At 58.7% G+C, this 18330-nt stretch carries 19 protein-coding genes; 8 read left to right on the forward strand and 11 right to left on the reverse strand.

Annotated elements, in window-relative coordinates; genetic code table 11:
* Positions 1-25 precede the first annotated feature (25 nt).
* Positions 26-943: a DNA-binding transcriptional activator PunR gene (gene punR / locus K1X80_RS19770; RefSeq protein WP_057438557.1), complete on the forward strand. Its 918-nt coding sequence runs from the start codon at positions 26-28 to the stop codon at positions 941-943.
* On the opposite strand, the gene K1X80_RS19775 is transcribed toward punR, so the two are convergent.
* Positions 935-2101, reverse strand: a complete 1167-nt coding sequence (locus tag K1X80_RS19775; RefSeq protein WP_128592933.1) for an aspartate aminotransferase family protein — start codon at positions 2099-2101, stop codon at positions 935-937. The genes punR and K1X80_RS19775 overlap by 9 nt on opposite strands.
* A gap of 98 nt (positions 2102-2199) precedes the next feature.
* Here K1X80_RS19775 and K1X80_RS19780 point away from each other — a divergent pair, with 98 nt between their 5' ends.
* Positions 2200-3105: a LysR family transcriptional regulator gene (locus K1X80_RS19780; RefSeq protein WP_057438556.1), complete on the forward strand. Its 906-nt coding sequence runs from the start codon at positions 2200-2202 to the stop codon at positions 3103-3105.
* Here the strand turns inward: K1X80_RS19780 and K1X80_RS19785 are convergent.
* Complete coding sequence (locus K1X80_RS19785) at positions 3102-3725, reverse strand: HAD family phosphatase (protein ID WP_120733673.1); 624 nt, start codon at positions 3723-3725, stop codon at positions 3102-3104. The two genes, K1X80_RS19780 and K1X80_RS19785, sit on opposite strands and share 4 nt — an antisense overlap.
* Before the next feature lie 186 nt (positions 3726-3911).
* The gene (gene fabV / locus K1X80_RS19790; protein ID WP_115128665.1) at positions 3912-5105 is read right to left on the reverse strand and encodes an enoyl-ACP reductase FabV; all 1194 of its coding nucleotides are present in this window, start codon (positions 5103-5105) and stop codon (positions 3912-3914) included.
* A 328-nt stretch (positions 5106-5433) separates the two neighbouring features.
* On the opposite strand from fabV, the gene ppnN reads away from it, so the two are divergent.
* From ppnN to K1X80_RS19810, 4 genes are all read left to right on the forward strand, one after another.
* Complete coding sequence (gene ppnN / locus K1X80_RS19795) at positions 5434-6807, forward strand: nucleotide 5'-monophosphate nucleosidase PpnN (protein ID WP_057960275.1); 1374 nt, start codon at positions 5434-5436, stop codon at positions 6805-6807.
* A 176-nt stretch (positions 6808-6983) separates the two neighbouring features.
* Entirely contained in the window at positions 6984-7241 is a 258-nt protein-coding gene (locus K1X80_RS19800; protein WP_128592932.1) for an AbrB/MazE/SpoVT family DNA-binding domain-containing protein, read from the forward strand.
* Positions 7238-7633, forward strand: a complete 396-nt coding sequence (locus K1X80_RS19805; protein ID WP_057960277.1) for a PIN domain-containing protein — start codon at positions 7238-7240, stop codon at positions 7631-7633. Before K1X80_RS19800 ends, K1X80_RS19805 begins: the two co-directional genes overlap by 4 nt.
* Before the next feature lie 71 nt (positions 7634-7704).
* Entirely contained in the window at positions 7705-8079 is a 375-nt protein-coding gene (locus K1X80_RS19810; protein WP_057960278.1) for a hypothetical protein, read from the forward strand.
* A gap of 32 nt (positions 8080-8111) precedes the next feature.
* Here the strand turns inward: K1X80_RS19810 and K1X80_RS19815 are convergent, their stop codons facing one another.
* Genes K1X80_RS19815 through K1X80_RS19830 form a run of 4 tightly spaced genes read right to left on the reverse strand, consistent with a single transcriptional unit; the run spans position 8112 to position 11019 of the window.
* Complete coding sequence (locus K1X80_RS19815; protein WP_057960364.1) at positions 8112-9032, reverse strand: DMT family transporter; 921 nt, start codon at positions 9030-9032, stop codon at positions 8112-8114.
* Positions 9022-10011 carry a 2OG-Fe(II) oxygenase gene (locus K1X80_RS19820; RefSeq protein ID WP_198817681.1) on the reverse strand — a complete coding sequence of 330 codons (990 nt, stop codon included), beginning with the start codon at positions 10009-10011 and terminating at the stop codon, positions 9022-9024. Before K1X80_RS19820 ends, K1X80_RS19815 begins: the two co-directional genes overlap by 11 nt.
* Before the next feature lie 12 nt (positions 10012-10023).
* On the reverse strand, positions 10024-10539 hold the full coding sequence (locus tag K1X80_RS19825) for a hypothetical protein (RefSeq protein ID WP_162947753.1): 516 nt from the start codon (positions 10537-10539) through the stop codon (positions 10024-10026).
* 33 nt (positions 10540-10572) lie between these two features.
* Positions 10573-11019, reverse strand: coding sequence for a hypothetical protein (locus K1X80_RS19830; protein ID WP_198817682.1), 447 nt, complete (start codon positions 11017-11019; stop codon positions 10573-10575).
* A 122-nt stretch (positions 11020-11141) separates the two neighbouring features.
* On the opposite strand from K1X80_RS19830, the gene K1X80_RS19835 reads away from it, so the two are divergent.
* A complete protein-coding gene (locus K1X80_RS19835; RefSeq protein WP_057960281.1) occupies positions 11142-11999 on the forward strand; it encodes a LysR family transcriptional regulator in 858 nt (285 codons plus the stop codon).
* 99 nt (positions 12000-12098) lie between these two features.
* Here K1X80_RS19835 and mqo read toward each other — a convergent pair whose 3' ends face one another.
* Positions 12099-13745 carry a malate dehydrogenase (quinone) gene (gene mqo, locus K1X80_RS19840; RefSeq protein ID WP_198817683.1) on the reverse strand — a complete coding sequence of 549 codons (1647 nt, stop codon included), beginning with the start codon at positions 13743-13745 and terminating at the stop codon, positions 12099-12101.
* Between the two features lie 506 nt (positions 13746-14251).
* Here mqo and K1X80_RS19845 point away from each other — a divergent pair.
* The gene (locus K1X80_RS19845; protein ID WP_057960283.1) at positions 14252-14800 is read left to right on the forward strand and encodes a cytochrome b; all 549 of its coding nucleotides are present in this window, start codon (positions 14252-14254) and stop codon (positions 14798-14800) included.
* A 493-nt stretch (positions 14801-15293) separates the two neighbouring features.
* Here the strand turns inward: K1X80_RS19845 and gltS are convergent, their stop codons facing one another.
* From gltS to K1X80_RS19860, 3 genes are read right to left on the reverse strand one after another with little or no spacing between them, the layout of a single operon-like run.
* Positions 15294-16502 carry a sodium/glutamate symporter gene (gene gltS / locus K1X80_RS19850; protein WP_057960284.1) on the reverse strand — a complete coding sequence of 403 codons (1209 nt, stop codon included), beginning with the start codon at positions 16500-16502 and terminating at the stop codon, positions 15294-15296.
* Between the two features lie 58 nt (positions 16503-16560).
* Complete coding sequence (gene hutG / locus K1X80_RS19855; RefSeq protein ID WP_057960285.1) at positions 16561-17499, reverse strand: formimidoylglutamase; 939 nt, start codon at positions 17497-17499, stop codon at positions 16561-16563.
* A 20-nt stretch (positions 17500-17519) separates the two neighbouring features.
* Positions 17520-18245 (reverse strand): IclR family transcriptional regulator, encoded by a 726-nt coding sequence (locus K1X80_RS19860; RefSeq protein WP_057438547.1) that lies wholly within the window; start codon positions 18243-18245, stop codon positions 17520-17522.
* Positions 18246-18330 lie beyond the last annotated feature (85 nt).

The raw sequence follows: 18330 nt of genomic DNA on the forward strand, positions 1-18330 counted from the left end.
ATCAATATTTTTGAAGGCAACCCCCATGTGGTCCGAATACTCCCTGGATGTGGTGGATGCCGTGGCCCGTCACGGTAGCTTCAGCGCTGCCGCCCAGGAACTGCACCGCGTACCCTCGGCCATCAGCTACACCGTGCGGCAAATCGAAGAATGGCTGGCAGTGCCGCTGTTTATCCGCCGCCACCGCGATGTAGAGCTGACCCCCGCCGGCCGCCTGTTTATCGACGAAGCCCGTGGCGTGATGAAAACCATGCTCGGCACCCGCCGACTGTGCCAGCAGGTGGCCAATGGCTGGAGCGGCCAGCTGAAGGTGGCGGTGGACTCCATCGTCAAACAGCAGCGTTGCCGGCAACTGGTGCTGGACTTCTATCGCCAGTTCCCGGAAGTGGAGCTGCTGCTGGAGTACGAGGTGTACAACGGGGTGTGGGACGCCCTGGCGGACGAGCGCACCGATATCGTGATCGGCGCCACCAGCGCGGTGCCGGTGGCCAGCCACTTCACATTTCGTGATATGGGCTTGTTGAACTGGCTGTGCGTGGTCAGCGCCCGGCATCCGTTGGCCCAGCTCGACGGTTTGCTCAGTGACGATCAACTGCGACCCTTTGCGTCGCTGTGCATGACCGACACTTCGCGCAACCTGCCCAAGCGCGACACCTGGACCCTGGATAACCAGCGGCGCCTGGTGGTCCCCAACTGGGCATCGGCCATGGATTGCCTGCAGGACGGGTTGTGCGTCGGCATGGTGCCGGCGCACCTGGTGCAGCCATTGATCGACAGCGGTGAGCTGGCGGCCCTGCAACTGTCCCGGCCCTTCCCGGCCAGCCCGTCCTGCGTGGCCTGGGCGCAGAACAAACTGTCACCCGCCATGGCCTGGCTCCTGGACTACCTGGGGGATAGCCAGACGCTGAACCAGGAGTGGCTGAACGGACCCGCTTCACAGTAACCGAGCGATGGCCCGCACAATCATCTCCACTTCCTTGCTGTCCAGGGTCAGGGGCGGCAGCAGGCGAATGACCTTGCCCCGCGTAACGTTGAGCAACAACCCCTGCTCCCGTGCGGCCCGTTCGGCCAGGTCACGCTGCGGCGTGGCCAGTTCAATGCCGATCATCAGGCCACGACCACGGATCGCCAGCACCTGCGGATGCTCACTCAATTCCACTCGCAGCCGCGCCAGCAGCCGCTCGCCCTGGCGCGCGGCGTTCTCCAGCAGGCCTTGTTCCTCGATGATATCCAGCACCGTGCAGCCCACGCGACACGCCAGCGGGTTACCGCCAAAGGTGCTGCCATGGCTGCCTGGGGTGAAGAGCTTGGCCACCGAGGCACGGGCCAGGCAGGCGCCAATCGGAATGCCGTTGCCCAAGCCTTTGGCCAGGGTCATGACGTCCGGGACAATCCCCTCCTGCTGGAAGGCAAACCAGGTGCCGGTACGGCCAATGCCGGTCTGGATCTCATCGAGCATCAATAACCAACCGTGCTGGCTGCAGTGGGCGCGCAAGGCTTTCAGATAGCCCGGCGGGGCCAGTTGCACGCCACTTTCACCCTGGATCGGCTCCAGCAATACCGCGACTATCCGGGCGCCAAACTCACGGGTCACTGCGTCCAATGCCGTCAGGTCGCCAAAGCCGACCTTGATGAAATCCCCCGGCAAACGCTGGAATCCCAGGCGTACCGATGGCCCGTCACTGGCGGCCATGGTGCCCAGGGTGCGGCCGTGGAAGGCGTTCTCCATGACCACCACCAGCGGCTGCTCGATGCCTTTTTTCCAACCGTGCAGGCGCGCCAGTTTCAACGCGGTTTCATTGGCCTCGGCGCCAGAATTGTTGAAAAACGCCTGATCCAGGCCCGATAGCCGGGCCAAACGTTGGGCCAGCCTTTGCTGCCAGTCGATGCCGTACAAGTTGGAGGTATGCAACAGCAACCCGGCTTGCTCGCTGATTGCCGTCACCAGCCGCGGGTGGGAGTGACCGACATTGGTCACGGCAACCCCGGCCACCGCGTCAAGGTATTCACGGCCTTGCTGGTCCCAGAGGCGGGTGCCCAAGCCACGGGCAAAGCTCAGTGCCAGGGGTTGATAGGTGGTCATCAGGCAAGCGGCGGTCATGGCATCGGGCTCCATCAAGGTCATGGCCTTAGTATCGTTAGCCACTCAAGCTGGATAAACTGCGCATACCTGCAATGACTTTAAATCAGGACTTGATAATGGACTTGTTCCAGGCAATGAGCGTCTACGTCAAAGTGGTAGAAACCGGCAGCATGACCGCAGCGGCCCAGGTCTGCGGCCTGTCTACGACCATGGTCGGCAACCACTTGCGCGCCCTGGAACAACGCCTCGGCGTCAGCCTGCTCAAGCGCACGACCCGCAAGCAAAGCCTGACCGAGTTCGGTGGCCTGTATTACCAGCGCTGCCTAGAAGTCCTGGGGCTGGTGGCCAACTCCGAGCAATTGGCGGAACAGGTCCACCGCGAGGCGCCCCAAGGGTTGCTGCGCATCACCGCACCGCCCGCGTTCGGGGCCGAGCGCCTGGCACCGGCGCTCAGTGAGTTTTCCCGCCGCTACCCGCTGATCCAGCTGTACGTGGTGTTGAGCAATCAAACGATGGACCTGATCGACAGTGGCTTCGACGTCGCAATCCGCCTGGGTGAGCTGCAACCTTCGAGCCTGATCGCCCGGCCCTTGCAGGACTACACCATGACCCTGTGCGCATCGCCGGATTATCTGGCGCGCCGGGGTACACCCCAGCAACCCATGGATTTGCAGAACCACGACTGCCTGGCGTTCGCCTACCCATCGACCGATGACTGGCGCAACGCCGACAAACTCTGGCGCCTACGGGGGGCCGAGGGTGAAGTCGAAGTCGCCGTGTCCGGGCCCATGACCATCAACAGCTCCCAGGCCCTGCAGCGCGCGGCCGTCGAAGGCATGGGCATCGTGATGCTACCCGACGCCCTGGTGGCCGCCGACCTGCTGGCGGGCCGACTGGTGGCGCTACTGCCAGGCTATCAGTCACCTTCGCGCTCCATGCACCTTCTATATGCACAGGACCGCTACCGCCTGCCCAAGCTGCGGGCCTTCGTCGACTTCGTGATCGAACAATGGGCGCGTTAGAAATTCACCCCCAGGGCCTTCAGCTCACCGCGGGTCTGCTCGGGTGATACATGATGAATACCCCGCCAGCCCACAGCACTGGCAGCGTGGGCGTTTTCAGCCACATCGTCGATAAACACCAGTTCTTCGGGGCGGATATCCGGCAAATGGGCGCGCACCTGCTCAAGGCTGGCGCGGTAGATCGCAGGGTCGGGCTTGATCAGCTTTACCTCGCCGGACACCACGATATTGCGAAAGTACTTCAGGAAGGGGTAGTTGGCGCGAGCATAGGGGAAGGTTTCAGCGGACCAGTTGGTCAAGCCGAACAGCGGCACTTTAGCCTCATGCAGGTCTTCAAGAATCGCTACGCCGTCGGCGAGCGGGCCGCGCAGCATTTCATGCCAGCGGTCGTAGTAGGCCCGGATCAGGGCCTCATGTTGCGGGTGTTCGGCGATCAGGCTGTGGGTGGCTTCAGCCAGAGTGCGCCCAGCGTCCTGTTCGGTGTTCCAGGCCTGGGTACAGATGTTCTCGAGGAACCATTGGCGCTCCTCGTCACCGGTAATCAGTTTGCGGTACAGATGCTGCGGGCTCCAATCAAACAGAACACCGCCGAAATCAAAAACTACTGCACGAATCGTCATGAAGATCCTCCGTTAGCCGAGTGTGGTCACTGGAACACCCAGCATGAAGCAAATGTGGGAGCTGTCGAGCCCCGGCGAGGCTGCGATAGCGGCGGCACTGCAACATTATGTTGCCTGAACCACCGCTATCGCAGCCTCGCCGGGGCTCGACAGCTCCCACAAGGGTTTCGCTTAGTTTGTTAGAGCTTAAGCCTGAACCAGACCTTCAATCTTCACGGTCGGATTGACGTCCGCGTCGTAATCCACGCCACCAATCTCGAAACCGAACAGGCGCAGGAACTCTGCCTTGTAGCCGGCAAAATCGCTGATTTCGTTGACGTTGTCATCGGTCACCTGATTCCACAGCGCCGCCACGGCGTCCTGGACTTTCGGTTCCAGCTCCGCCAGGTCGGCACGCAGGCGGCCATCGGCGTCAAGCTTCGGCTCGCTGCCGTACAGACTGTCCTTGAACAGACCGTAGACCTGCTCGATGCAGCCTTCGTGGGTGCCCTGCTCCTTCATCACCTTGAACAGCAGCGACAGGTACAACGGCATGATCGGGATCGCCGAGCTGGCCTGGGTAACCACGGCCTTGAGCACCGAGACGCGGGCATCGCCCTTGAGTGCGGCGAGGTTGTCGCGCAGGGTCAGGACTTTCTTGTCGAGGTCTTTCTTGGCCTCGCCGATGGAGCCGTTCCAGTAGATATCCTGGGTCAGTTTTTCGCCCAGGTAGGTGAACGCGGTGGTCTTGGCGCCTTCGGCCAGCACGTCGGCGTCACGCAGGGCGTCGATCCACAGCTGCCAGTCTTCGCCGCCCATCACTTTGACGGTGCCGTCGATTTCTTCCTGGGTCGCCGGCTCCAGCGTGGTGTCGACCACAACGCCCTTGTCGGTGTTGATCCCGCGCAGGGTCACAGCCTTGCCGATCGGCTTGAGGGTGGAGTTGTGCACCACGCCCTGCGGATCAGTACGGCGCGGCGCGGCCAGGCTGTAGACCACCAGGTCGATCTTGCCAAGGTCTTTCTTGATGGTTTCGATGGTCAGGCGCTTGATCTCGTCAGAGAACGCATCGCCATTGATGCTCTTGGCGTACAGGCCTTTTTCGGCGGCAAACTTGTGGAAAGCGGCGCTGTTGTACCAGCCGGCAGAGCTGAGCTTGCCTTCTTCACCTTCTTTTTCAAAAAACACCCCAAGGGTGTCGGCGCCACAACCAAACGCGGCACTGATACGCGCAGCCAGGCCGTAACCGGTGGACGCACCGAGCACCAGGACTTTCTTCGGGCCGCCTTCGATGGCACCGTGTTCGGTCACATAGTCGATCTGCTCTTTGACGTTCGCTTCGCAGCCAACAGGGTGGGCGGTCACACAGATAAAGCCACGAACCCGCGGTTTGATGATCATAAAATTTCTGCCTCTTCCAAGGTGCCGATGGCCAATGGTGGCCATTACGGCGTCAATCGTACTGGTCTATGACGTCCGAAAAACCGAAGCGTCACGATAGTCGCAATTCTTCTGTTCGCAAAATCCAATCCACACCGGCCAAAGGCACTATATTTTTCCGACAAGGGCGCGAATTCAGCAAGTTCTGCGGCATGATGAGGCAGGACAGAGTTTGCGTCCTGCCTTCAGGGCAGGGAAAATGCCCGTCCTGTGCGACCGTATTCGGCGCTCGTCATCCTCAAGCCACTGGCTGTCCATCGCCCGGTGGCTGCGCTTTCAGGGAATAAGAATGCCTCAACGCCAAGTCATCAATGCCTCCGTCAGCCCCAAGGGCAGTCTCGAAACGCTGTCACAACGTGAAGTCCAGCAACTGAGCGAAGCCGGCTCCGGCAGCATCTATACGCTTTTCCGCCAGTGCGCCCTGGCCATCCTCAATACCGGCGCCCATATCGACAACGCCAAGACCATCCTCGACGCCTACAAGGACTTCGAAGTCCGCATCCATCAACAGGATCGCGGCGTGCGCCTGGAACTGTTGAACGCGCCAGCCGACGCGTTCGTAGATGGCGAAATGATCGCCAGCACCCGGGAAATGCTGTTCAGCGCCCTGCGCGACATTGTCTACACCGAAAACGAACTCGATAGCCAACGCATCGACCTGAGCACCTCCCAGGGCATCACCGACTACGTGTTCCACCTGTTGCGCAACGCGCGTACCTTGCGCCCGGGTGTCGAGCCGAAGATCGTGGTGTGCTGGGGCGGGCACTCGATCAATACCGAAGAATACAAATACACCAAGAAAGTCGGGCACGAACTGGGCCTGCGCAGCCTCGACGTGTGCACCGGTTGCGGCCCGGGCGTGATGAAAGGTCCGATGAAGGGCGCGACCATTTCCCACGCCAAGCAACGCATCACCGGCGGGCGCTACCTGGGCCTCACCGAGCCGGGCATCATCGCTGCCGAAGCACCGAACCCGATCGTCAACGAACTGGTGATCCTGCCGGATATCGAAAAACGCCTGGAAGCCTTCGTGCGTGTCGGGCACGGCATCATCATCTTCCCCGGCGGCGCCGGTACGGCTGAAGAGTTCCTGTACCTGCTGGGTATCCTGATGCACCCGGACAACCGTGACGTGCCCTTCCCGGTCATCCTCACCGGGCCCAAACAGGCGGCGCCGTACCTGCAACAGCTGCATGCGTTTGTCGGCGCGACCCTGGGTGAAGCGGCCCAGGCCCACTACCAGATCATCATTGATGACCCCGCCGAAGTCGCCCGGCAGATGACCGCGGGCCTGAAGGACGTCAAACAGTTCCGCCGCGAGCGCAACGACGCCTTCCACTTCAACTGGCTGCTGAAGATCGACGAAGGCTTCCAGCGTCCGTTCGACCCAACCCATGCCAACATGGCCAGCCTGCAGTTGAACCATGCCCTGCCGCCCCATGAACTGGCGGCCAACCTGCGCCGGGCGTTCTCGGGGATCGTGGCGGGTAACGTCAAGGACAAGGGCATCCGCATGATCGAACAGAACGGCCCGTACGAGATCCACGGCGACCCGACCATCATGAAACCACTGGATGAGCTGTTGAAGGCGTTTGTGGAGCAACACCGGATGAAACTGCCTGGCGGCGCGGCGTATGTACCGTGCTATCGCGTGGTGCAATAAGGCAGATTGCCAGGTCATAGGTTGTATTGCTTTAGAGCCATCTGAGGGGTGTCGAGGGAGCGAAAGCGGACTAGGGTTTTATCTATTCCGACCACCGACACCTACCAGCAGAGCGACCTATGGACCAACGGATCTTGTCCTCCATTATTCCTTACCCTAAGGTAAGGAATATCCCGATGGAGATCTTCATTATGGCCACCGCCACACTCACCTCAAAAGGGCAAATCACCATCCCCGTTCAAGTCCGCAGCGCGTTGGGCCTGGACACCGGAGACCGGGTGGAGTTTGTCGAAATGGAAGATGGCAAGTTTGCCATTATCGCTGCCAACCACAGCATCCAGGACCTCAAGGGCCTGATCCGCAAGCCCGCCAAGGCCGTCAGCATTGAACAAATGAACCAGGCCATCGCCGCGCAGGGAGCGAAAGCGGGATGATTGGCCTGGATACCAATGTGCTGGTGCGCTATGTCACTCAGGACGATCCGGTTCAATCGGCCAAGGCCTCGAACCTGATCGAATCCCTGACCGTTGTTTCACCGGGCTTCGTCAGCCTGGTCTCGGTCGTGGAGCTGGTATGGGTATTACAGAGCTGCTACCAATGCACCAAGACGCAACTGGTGGCGGTTCTGGAAACCCTGCTGCGCACCCGTGAACTGATCATCGAAGATGCCGAACTCATCTGGCAGGCCGTGCGCCGATTTACCACGACCAAGGCTGACTTCGCCGACTGTTTGATCGAACGCTGTGCCCACGCTGCCGGGTGCGAATACACCGCCACCTTTGATATCGATGCCGCGAAAGCCGTCGGCATGCGTCGCCTGGGCTGAATCCTGGCGTTGCTGCAACGGGCCTGCTTTGGTAAAACCTGTATTCCACTGCCCTTGAGAGACCGCCCAACGTGCGCACGCTTCTGCTCGCAGCCCTGCTCCTGACACCCACCCTCGCCCTGGCAGAAACCATCGCCTGGCCGGACCTTCCAGAGACCTGTTTCGTCAGCGGCCGTTCTGCCACCAACGACGATGTCGACAATGGCTGTGCGGCGTTTCTGATCAATGTGAAAGGCAAGGCGGCAGGCACGCCCATCAAGCTGGAAATCCCCCAATACGCCATGCACGTCGAAGCGGGCACAGGCAAGGAAACGCCGGTGATCATCATCCAGGCGGAAGAGAACGGTGAGATCAAGGCGGTTGGGTACAAGGAACTGGGAACGGAGCAATTGGGCGCGGCGTTGCTCAAGGAAGTGCGGCTACTGGGAACCAAAAAGCCGACCTGAAGAACCCTATCCAAGCGACCGGGGCATGATGTTTACGACGCACGCACCATCGCCTGCCTCTTCAAACGGACCAGAATCAGCCCAACCACCACCACCGCAATTCCCACATACGTCGACGTATAAATCACATCGCCAAACATGACTGCCGCCCAGACCAACGTCACGGGGGGTTCCAGATACACCAGCGCTGCGACGTGGGTAGCGGTCATGACCCGTAACAACATCCAGAGGCTCAGATACGCGACAAACGTAGAAAACACCGTCAGCCAAACGATCGAGACCAGTACGGCGCTGTCCCGGGGAATGCTGAACGTATCGGTGTAGAGCACGGCCGCAGTGAAGCCCATCAAGGTAATCAGCGACTGGATAAACAGTGACAGGCTCAAGGGGCTGCGATGAGTTTGTCTAAGCGTTGAGCGCCGTTCATATAACGTCGCCATCGTCAGCCCCAGTGCAGAGACAAGCGGCAGTAAATACATACCCAGTCCGAGCTCGGCAGCACTATTGCGGTACTGCCCCGCGATCACAATCGACACCCCGCAAAAACCAACCAGCAAACCCAGCCATTGCCACGCTCCGCTGCGCTCTGTCGTACTGCCCGATGAAAGTGCAGCGGTCATCAGCGGCTGAAGCGCAGCGATGATCGCCGCAATACCTGGCGGCAAACCATTTTGGATCGCCACATAGACACAACTCAAATAGAGAAACTGCGACAAAAAACCGATCACCGCATGGTGGCGAATTTGCTCCCAGGAAACCTTCAGCAGCGCGATATTCAAAAACAGCGCCAGACAGACTGAGACCAGCAAAAAACGCCAGAACAGCAAGTTGAACGCTCCCGCATCCTCGGCCCCCATCTTCGCTCCAATAAAACCGGAGCTCCAGGACAAGACAAACACTATCTGCAATAACAGTAACTTCAGCGTTCCCAAAGTCGTGCTCTTAGGCGACATCATTATTACCCCTGAATATCGCCAGTTCGGTAAAGGTAATAGGCTCAATGCCCAGTCGACGGTATTGCTCGTCAGCGGGCAATGCCAAGTCGCGCCTAAGCTGGAACCATGGCCGGATAGTCCTCAGTACACCGTCGTCGGATGCCAGGTGCCAGAACTTGTTCACATCGACTGAGCTGTAAGGACAATGAAATGAAAGGACCAACGACATACGCCTGCCGGCCGTGACCGGGCGAACACCATGAAACACACGGCTACCGTAAAGGTAGACCGCATCGCCACTGGCCCTGACTACGCTGGTACATACGTGTCCATCCAGGTTACTCACATCAAAAAGCTCGTTCCGCTGGTCAAAAAAAACGAACTCTCCACCTTCATACTCACCAGGGTCCGATAGCAGGATATTCAACACGAAACTGGTGCCGTCGGTATGCCACATGCCAATCTGGGCTTTATCCTCAGGGGCCTGGCGCGGGTAGAAATAGTTGACCTGTGAACGCGCCCGTAAAAATGGGTGGGGCACCAAAGGGACACCTGCAATCTGCGACACCGCCAACAAAAAAGCGCGACTATCCATCATCTCCCGAATAAGGGTCGAGGACTCAGTGGCGGCGCGGGTGCGATTGGAAATAATCCAGTCGCTGGTGGTAGAGCCCGCCTCCAACTGATAACAAGCTCGACGTAGTTGCGTGACGCCCTCTTCGGTGAATAGTCCCGCAACCTGTGCCACGGCTGTTAGTTGCTCAGCCGAGGCGACGCCCAACGGCGAGTTCACATAACCAAGCTCGGCAAGACTTTGGCGATGCCCGAATGCTGGAACACTGTTGCGTAAGTAGCTGTCACTCCAATGCTTCAAGGTATCGAGCAATGCCCCTGGATGCTTGCATCGTAACGATGCTGGAGAAAGCGACGCCTGCAACGCCAGTTTCAGCCGTCCTGCTCCCTGTACAAATACCGGAAGGTCACCGTCTCGTCTCATGGCTATCCACCTCTATCTGTCAGTGCAATCGTGGTCCAGGCAATACTCGGACAGTTGATACATAACACTGCCATCTCCGCTGCAATACTCACCAATTACTCGGCAACTGCCGTACTCCTGGCGCACACGGATGAATTGCTCGCGGGTGTATTTCAGGCAGACATTCGTCAAGAGATAGCCATCATCGTGACCGTCATGGACGGGCAACAACGTTGCAGCTACACGGTAGCGCTCATCGTGGTGCTCGATTTCGGAGATGATGACCCGATGGCTATCCGTTTTCTCCAAACCCAGTTTCAACCCGATCAGATCAGAAAACCGAATCATGCAATCGTGGTTATAAAAACGATGGATATGAGCGTCATCCTCAACCGTGGACAACTGCATTTCTGACAAGACGTACGTTCGCATGCCGCCCACCCGGCGGATGATCTCGCCTACGGTATCGGGCAACTCATTGCCCTCTTGAAAGCCCAGCATTGTAATTAGCGTCACATCCTGACCGCGTTCAAGCTGGTGCCTGGACAAGTCCCGGAAATCAGTGGCCAGATAGGAAAACCCCTAAGGAGTGGCCAGCATCGGCTCAATCGCACGACGCATGATGCCCTGCGAAGCACAGTTGATATCGACCGCGGTGTAATACTCAAGCTCAATGCCACACTCAAGCAAATACCCCATCAGGGCGGATGTTTTCACTGGTTCTGGACCCAGTTCGACGTAATGAACGCTGCCCTGCCCCAGGAGATCGACCAGATCTCCAGCGACTGATTGCAGCAGGTCACCCAGGGAGCCCGTTCCGCAAGGCGCGGCGCATACGCCTTCGTCGCTTATCCCCTGGCTATTCAAGGCGGTCATCAGCGCTAGTATTTCTGCGCTGACTTGCTGCGAAAGCTCCGTCCGATGCTCAGACAAGGTCGAATATTTCTCAGCGTTTTCAATAGTCCAGATTCTTCCTTCCAGGTCATGATTGTTCTGCAAGGACGCTACAACCAGCGTGTTGATATCCATATACGCTCCAACTCTTTCTTATTAGGTATGCAGGTGCGCTCTTGTTTGACCAAAAGACTAAAGTGGGGTCATGATTTTGTATATTTGAATAATCCGCACCACTAATCCTCAAAAGAGGAATCATGAACAAACAACTGAACATCGACCTTCTACGCACCTTTCATGCGGTTGCCCGCTTTCGGCGTTTCAATGAAGCAGCCAACCATGTCCATCGCAGTGCATCGACTGTCACCACTCAAATCCACAAGCTGGAGCAACTGGTGGGTCAACGGTTGTTCAGCCGCAACAACCAGGGCGTCGAACTCACGATGTATGGCAAGAAGTTGCTGAGTGAAACCACTGACTTTCTGAAAAGCCATGACCGCCTGCTCGCATCACTCACGCCACAACGCATGCAGGGCAAAATCCGCCTGGGCTTGCCTGACTCATACGCTCCGGCATTTATGCGTGACTTCCTACCGTTGCTAATTGCAGACAATCCGCTGCTTGAACTGGAGGTGGAAGCCAGGTCCAGTGGTGAGCTGTTCACAATGTTCAGTCGCGAACAAATTGACTTGGCACTGATTGTCAGCTCACAACCGCTGGAACAGGGTGAACGTCTCGGCACGATCCAACCCGTCTGGGTAGTTGCCGAGAATTTCCAGAGATCCGAGCAGGCACCGCTGCCCATTGCAGTGCAGCTGACCGGGTGCCCATACCGGGCATCGGCCTTACAGGCCCTGAAAGAGCATGGGGTTTATTACCGAGTCCTGCTGGAGAGTGCCAGCTCGACGGCTGTGGAGGCGGCCATCATGTGTGGGCTGGCGGTCGGGATGATTGAGGAGGAGCGCATGACCACCGGGCTGACCAAACTCATCCCCGGAATACAGTTACCTGGGCTGCCGCCGCATCAGCTTTATTTACTTTCTGATAGCGCTAATCATCTGGCATTGCACCTACATGAGCAGATCAAAAAAGGGTTCAGTATTCGGCCCTTTTGAGCAGACCGAATAGCCACAATCAAAAAACCCGCTGACCGTTACCGGTTCAGCGGGTTTTTAACTGTCGATTCAATCCTGTCTCAGGACTGCGTCAACCGCTTACAGCGCAATGTCAGCCGCCGGCTTGCTCGGCTCGGCCGCAGGCTTGGCAGCCTCGGTCGCCTGTGGAGCAGCCATTTGCGGCATGGCTGGCGGAGGCGTCAGTTGCAACACCTTGGCGGTGTAGGCCCATTCTTGCGCAACGCGCTCAGGGCTGCCGTTCAGCTTGGTGCCATAGCTCGGCACGATCTGCTTCAGCTTCTCCTGCCAAGCCGGGGTAGCAACCTTGTCCTTGAACACTTTTTCCAGCACCGTCAGCATGATCGGCGCTGCGGTGGACGCACCTGGCGACGCACCCAACAGGCCGGCGATGGTGTTGTCGGCGGAGCTGACCACTTCGGTACCGAGTTTCAGGACGCCGCCCAACTCTTCATCACGCTTGATGATCTGCACACGCTGACCGGCTTGCCACAGGCGCCAGTCTTCTTTCTTGGCGTTCGGGAAGTACTCTTGCAGCGCCTTGAAGCGGTCGTCATCCGACTGCATCAACTGGCCGGCGAGGTACTCGACCAGTGGGTATTCACGAATACCGACTTTGGTCATTGGCCAGATGTTGTGGGTGGTGGTGCTGGTCAGCAGGTCCAGGTACGAGCCTTCTTTGAGGAACTTGGTGGAGAAGGTCGCGAATGGGCCAAACAGGATCACGCGCTTGCCATCCAGCACGCGGGTGTCCAGGTGCGGAACCGACATCGGTGGCGCGCCAACCGATGCCTTGCCGTAGGCCTTGGCCAGGTGTTGCTCGGCAATCGTTGGGTTCTCGGTCACCAGGAACGAGCCACCCACCGGGAAGCCGGCGTATTCCTTGGCTTCAGGAATGCCCGACTTTTGCAGCAGGTGCAGGGCACCGCCGCCCGCGCCGATAAACACGAACTTGGCGTCGGTCTCGGTCTTGGTACCGTCTTTCAGGTTTTTGTAGCTGACGCGCCACGAACCGTCGGCGTTCTTGGTGATGTCCTGCACTTCGCTCGACAGTTTCAGGTCGAACTTGGGCGTGGTCTGCAAGTGAGCGACGAACTGGCGGGTAATCTCGCCGAAGTTCACGTCAGTGCCGATCGGAGACCAGGTCGCAGCGATTTTCTGGTTCGGGTCACGCCCTTCCATCATCAGCGGAACCCACTTCTTGATCTGTACCGGATCTTCGGAGTATTCCATGCCAGCAAACAGCGGGCTCGCCTGCAGCGCTTCGTAACGCTTTTTCAGGAACTTGATGTTGTCATCGCCCCACACAAAGCTCATGTGCGGAGTGGAGTTGATGAACGAGCGCGGGTTCTTCAGAACGCCTTGCTGAACCTGCCACGACCAGAACTGGCGGGAGATCTGGAACGCTTCGTTGATCTCGACCGCTTTCGGGATCTCAACGGCGCCGTCCTTGTTTTCCGGGGTGTAGTTCAGCTCAGCCAGGGCCGAGTGACCGGTACCGGCATTGTTCCAACCGTTGGAGCTTTCTTCGGCGACACCGTCCAGGCGCTCAACCATCTCCATCGACCAATCCGGCTGCAGCTCATTGAGCCACACACCCAGGGTCGCGCTCATGATGCCGCCGCCGATCAATAGCACATCAACTTTCTTTGCCTCTTCCGCCTGGACGGAAGTAATCCCTATCGACAAAGCCAGCCCCAGCAGGGCAGTGTTCACTTTTTTAAACATCGTAGCACCTATGATAAAACGCCTTCCGCCCTACCGTCCTTGACCTTCCGGCAACCGTAGTACGCCAAACATCAGGCAATGTCTGGCCGGGTCCCGTACTCGCAAGAACTGCAGGGTGGGCACACAAGGCCGACGTATCGACCTCACTTTTATGTCCCTTCTGCGCTGACTTTTTATCATTATTGGCTTCAGCTACCTCGGCGACAGCTCTCTGCCGGTACGCATTCGGGAGTGCGTACCAGAGAAAGGATAGACCAAGATGGCGCGCAGAATATCATGCTCCGGCGGGATCGGGCGTCTGTTCTGGACTTGGTGGTCGTCTTCGCGACAGGTTCAGCGCCACCTGAGGAATAGGGCATCCTGTGACCCGGCGCTTGTAGTCCCGGCAGGATGGAGAGAAATGCTGAAAATCAGAAAAGCCGATGGGAATCATCGAGTTTTTACGGTTTTCCGCCCTGCCCAATTGTCGATAATCGCGCCTACCCAAAACACAGGCGCGCATCCAGATGACACAGACAAAAAGCTATACGGCCACGGCAAAATGGCTGCACTGGGGCATGGCACTCATCTGGATTGCCGCCTGGCTGGTGGGAATTGTCGCCGTTCACTGGCGCGATGAATTCAACCCGCAGCATCAACTCACGTTTTTACACAAGGCGATGGCTAGCACCCTGCTATTGCTTATCGTCCTGCGCATCGCCTGGCGCCTGACCCATGCAGCACCGGCGATGCCCGATACGATGACACCACGGCTCAAGCGTGCAGCGTTTATTGGCCACCTGTTGCTGTACATCGTGGCACTGCTCGGATTGCCGATATCCGGCTGGTACTGGAGCTCGGTGGCTGACAAACCCATTCTGGTTGCGGGCCTATTCCTGCTGCCGCCGCTGGTGGAGCCGGATAAAAGCCTCTATGACCTGGCAAAAGCGATTCACACCTACAGCGCGTGGTTATGCGGCGCTCTGGTAGGTGGGCATGTGATGGTGGCGCTGAAGCATCATTTTATTGATAAGGACAAGGTACTGGCGGGGATGTTGCCGGGGCGCGTCGAATGATGTGGGAAGGCACCGGAACCGTACTCTCCTCAGAAAAAAGCTCCACCAGATTACGTGCCTTGTAGGTAGATCGATCCAGCTTTCGGGGCGTCAGACGATTCCCTCTTGAGGGGATGACGGCTTCAGCCCCATTGCGCTGTATCAACTCCACGAAGGCATCTGAGTCATAACCTTGTAAACCTTCGATCAGCGCGTCGGCTTGGCCATATTCAGAGCCTTGTACGGGCGTCAGCAGGAAAATTTCCGGGCGCCCATTGGTTGGCAGGGGCCGTTGCGCCAGGCGTTGGGTGAAGCGCTTCCAGGTTTTTTCGGTGGACCACCGGCACAGCTTCAGGCCCGGGGCTCGGGTCCAGCATGTCTATGCGCGTCGCATGGCCGCTGGCCAAACGCCGGGCAATCGGCGCCTGACCGGCAAGTCGGCTCCCACAACACAGAAGCCGCCTTGCCGGCGATGGCTTCGGCGCGCTTTAGCAATGAAGCAACCAGATGATTCTCAACTGTATGCGTTGATAAACCAGGTGATCATCGGGATAGCCACAATGTCGATCAGCACGGCACCGCACAGCGGCACGATGATGAAGGCTTTGTACGAAAACACTTTGTAATGGTCACAAATGGCGCCCATGTTGGCCACTGCATTGGGCGTCGCGCCCAGCCCATGCCCCATGAAGCCCGCGCACAAGACTGCCGCGTCGTAGTTGCGGCCAAACAGGCGGAACAGGACGAACACGCACAGCAAAATCATGATCACCACCTGCACCACCAGAATCACCAGCAGCGGCAAACCGAGCTTCTCCAGCTCCCAAAACTTCAGACTCATCATTGCCATGGTCAGGAACATGCCCAGGCACACATCGCCGATAGTGCTGACGGCCTGGTCGGGCATCTCGATAACCTGAGCACGGTCATTGAGGTTGCGCAGGATGATCGCGACGAACATGGCGCCCACATAGCTCGGCAGCACGATACCCAGATGCTGTTGCAAGCTGGAGCCCAGCCAGAATCCCAGCACCATGATCACCACAATGCAGGTCAACAAGCGCAACAAGGTGGCAGCATCCAGCGCGGGCGGCGGGGTATGGACCACTTCTTCGAACGCCTTGAGGCTACCAACGGCTTCGGCCTTGACCACGAGTTTGTTGCGCTCGATCAACCAGCGCGCCAGCGGGCTACCCAGCAAGCCGCCTGCCACCATGCCAAAAGTTGCAGCTGCCAGCGCTGCAGTGGTCGCACCGACCGCACCGAGGTTTTCAGCAATCGGCCCGAAAGCTGCCGCCGCACCAAAACCGCCTTCCAGTGACACCGCGCCGGCCATGATGCCCAGCAACGGATCGATGCCCAGCAGCTTGGCAACACTGGCACCCACCACGTTTTGCACCAGCGCCAGGCCCCAGCACGCACCCAGGTAGATAAACAGCAATTTGCCCCCCTTGCGCAGCAAACCCAGGCTACCCCCCAAACCGACAGTGGTGAAAAACGCCACCATCAGCGGGGTTTGCAGGCTGGTGTCGAGGGTCAGGTTGAGCAGTTGTTGATCACGTAACAGCCAGATCACCAAGGCAAAACCAAAACCACCAATCACCGGTGCAGGTACACACAGGTGACGCAGCCAGTAGCTACGTTTTTTCAGTTGGGCACCCAGGCCCAGCAGGAGCAGCGCGAGAGCAAGGGTGCTCAGCGCATCCAGTTCGAATGTCAGCATGGCGAATTTCTCTTTTTCTTATGATTCAACAAGCGGTTTCAGGGATTTACGGAAAAACTTAATCGATCAGGCTGGCAAGCAGACGCGCACCAATGCGGGCGGTTCGATTGTCGATATCCAGGCCGGGGTTGAGTTCGGCGATATCGGCCATGCGCAATTTGCCGCTGGCCTTGGCATGGCGTATCAGATGCTCGACGATCTGCATGTCCACGCCATGGGCAGACGGCGCACTGACACCGGGCGCCTGGCTGGCGGGCAGGACATCAAGGCAGATGGTCAGGTAGAGGTGATCGACGTCTTGCAAGAACTCATCGATCATCGCTTCGCAGGCGGGTATGTCCCAGCTGTTCATTTGCCGGTCGAGGCGGTAACGCACATTCAGTCGCTGCGCCTGCTCAAACAGCGCCTGGGTGTTGTTCAACTGGCTGACACCCAGGCAGCAATAGGTGAACGGCATCCGTGCACGCTGGCAGTACTCGGCTATCTGGCGGAAAGGGGTACCCGAACTGCTTTGTTCCCCATGGCGCAGATCGAAGTGGGCATCAAAGTTGAGAACGCCGATCCGCGCATGCGGGGTGGCCTGGCGCAGGTGATCGGCCAGGCCGCTAAAGCTGGCAAAGGCGATTTCATGGCCGCCACCCAACCCCAACGGCAAATGCCCCTGGTTGAGCAGATAGCTGACGTGGTGAGCGTAAATCTGCTGCGCGCCTTCGAGGTTGCTGTCGGTGCAACTCACATCGCCCGCGTCATACAGCGGCGCCCGGCCGTGCCACGCCAGGTTGGCCAGCGCCCTGCGCAGTGCTGACGGGCCAAGACGGGCGCCGGTGCGTCCTTGATTCCGTCTGACTCCTTCATCACAGGCCAGCCCAATCAGTGCGGCACCCGCAGACTGACCCTCGCAGAAGGGCTTGACCCATTGATGCCAGCGCAGCGCAGCCTGCCCTTCGCCAGCGTCGATACGACCTGTCCACAGGGGTATGTCAGAAACAGCAGTCATGCTTGAAACTCCAGTCAAATTCAGTCGAGCCGAGCGCTCAGGCGCAGGGCCGCGTCCTGGGTCCAGCGGATCAGGCGTTCACTGCGGGTGTGCGCCCGGGAGGCAGGAGCCATGAGGCTGATGGCGCCTAGCAGGCGATTGCGGCTGTCGAGCAACGGCGCGCTGATACCCCAAATGCCGTCGTCGATTTCACTCACACTCACGGCATAACCGGCAGCGCGGATATCGGCAAAACTGCGCTGGTACGTGGCGACTTCCTCGCTTTCGACGCCTTGCGCCAACAGAGCCGACAGGCTTTGCGCCTCATCCATATAGGCCAACAGCACTCTCGCCGATGCACCGACCAACAGCGGCTGGGCCAGCCCTTTTTGGTAGCAGCAACGCAGCGGTTGTGGGCTATCGACCAGCTCGATGCAAATCGCCTGGCCATTGCTGGGCACCATTAACGCCACGCTTTCCTGGCTTTGCTCGGCCAGGCGCTTGAGTTCCGGCTTGGCGAGGGTCACCAGCACGGCTTCGCGGTCGAATTTCTTGGCCAGTTGCAAACAGGTTGGCCCTGGCAAATAGCGACCCTGACCGTTCTCTTCGGCAAGCCCCCAGCGCAGTAAGGTCTTGAGATGGCGATAAGTGCTGCTGAGCGGCTGTGCCAGTTGCTCGGACAGTTCTTTGGCGGAGATCGCCTCGCTGGATTGCCCCAGAGTGACGAGGATTTGCAGCAAGCGATCAGTGGGCGTGTTGTAGTTCATATCGGCCTCATGCTCTTGCGGGCATGGTGCACCGAGTTTTCCATTAACTGAAACCAGATTCCCACTGAGTGGGAAAAAACCCGCA

The sequence above is a fragment of the Pseudomonas sp. So3.2b genome, from assembly GCF_019464415.1.
Classification (GTDB): domain Bacteria; phylum Pseudomonadota; class Gammaproteobacteria; order Pseudomonadales; family Pseudomonadaceae; genus Aquipseudomonas; species Aquipseudomonas shahriarae.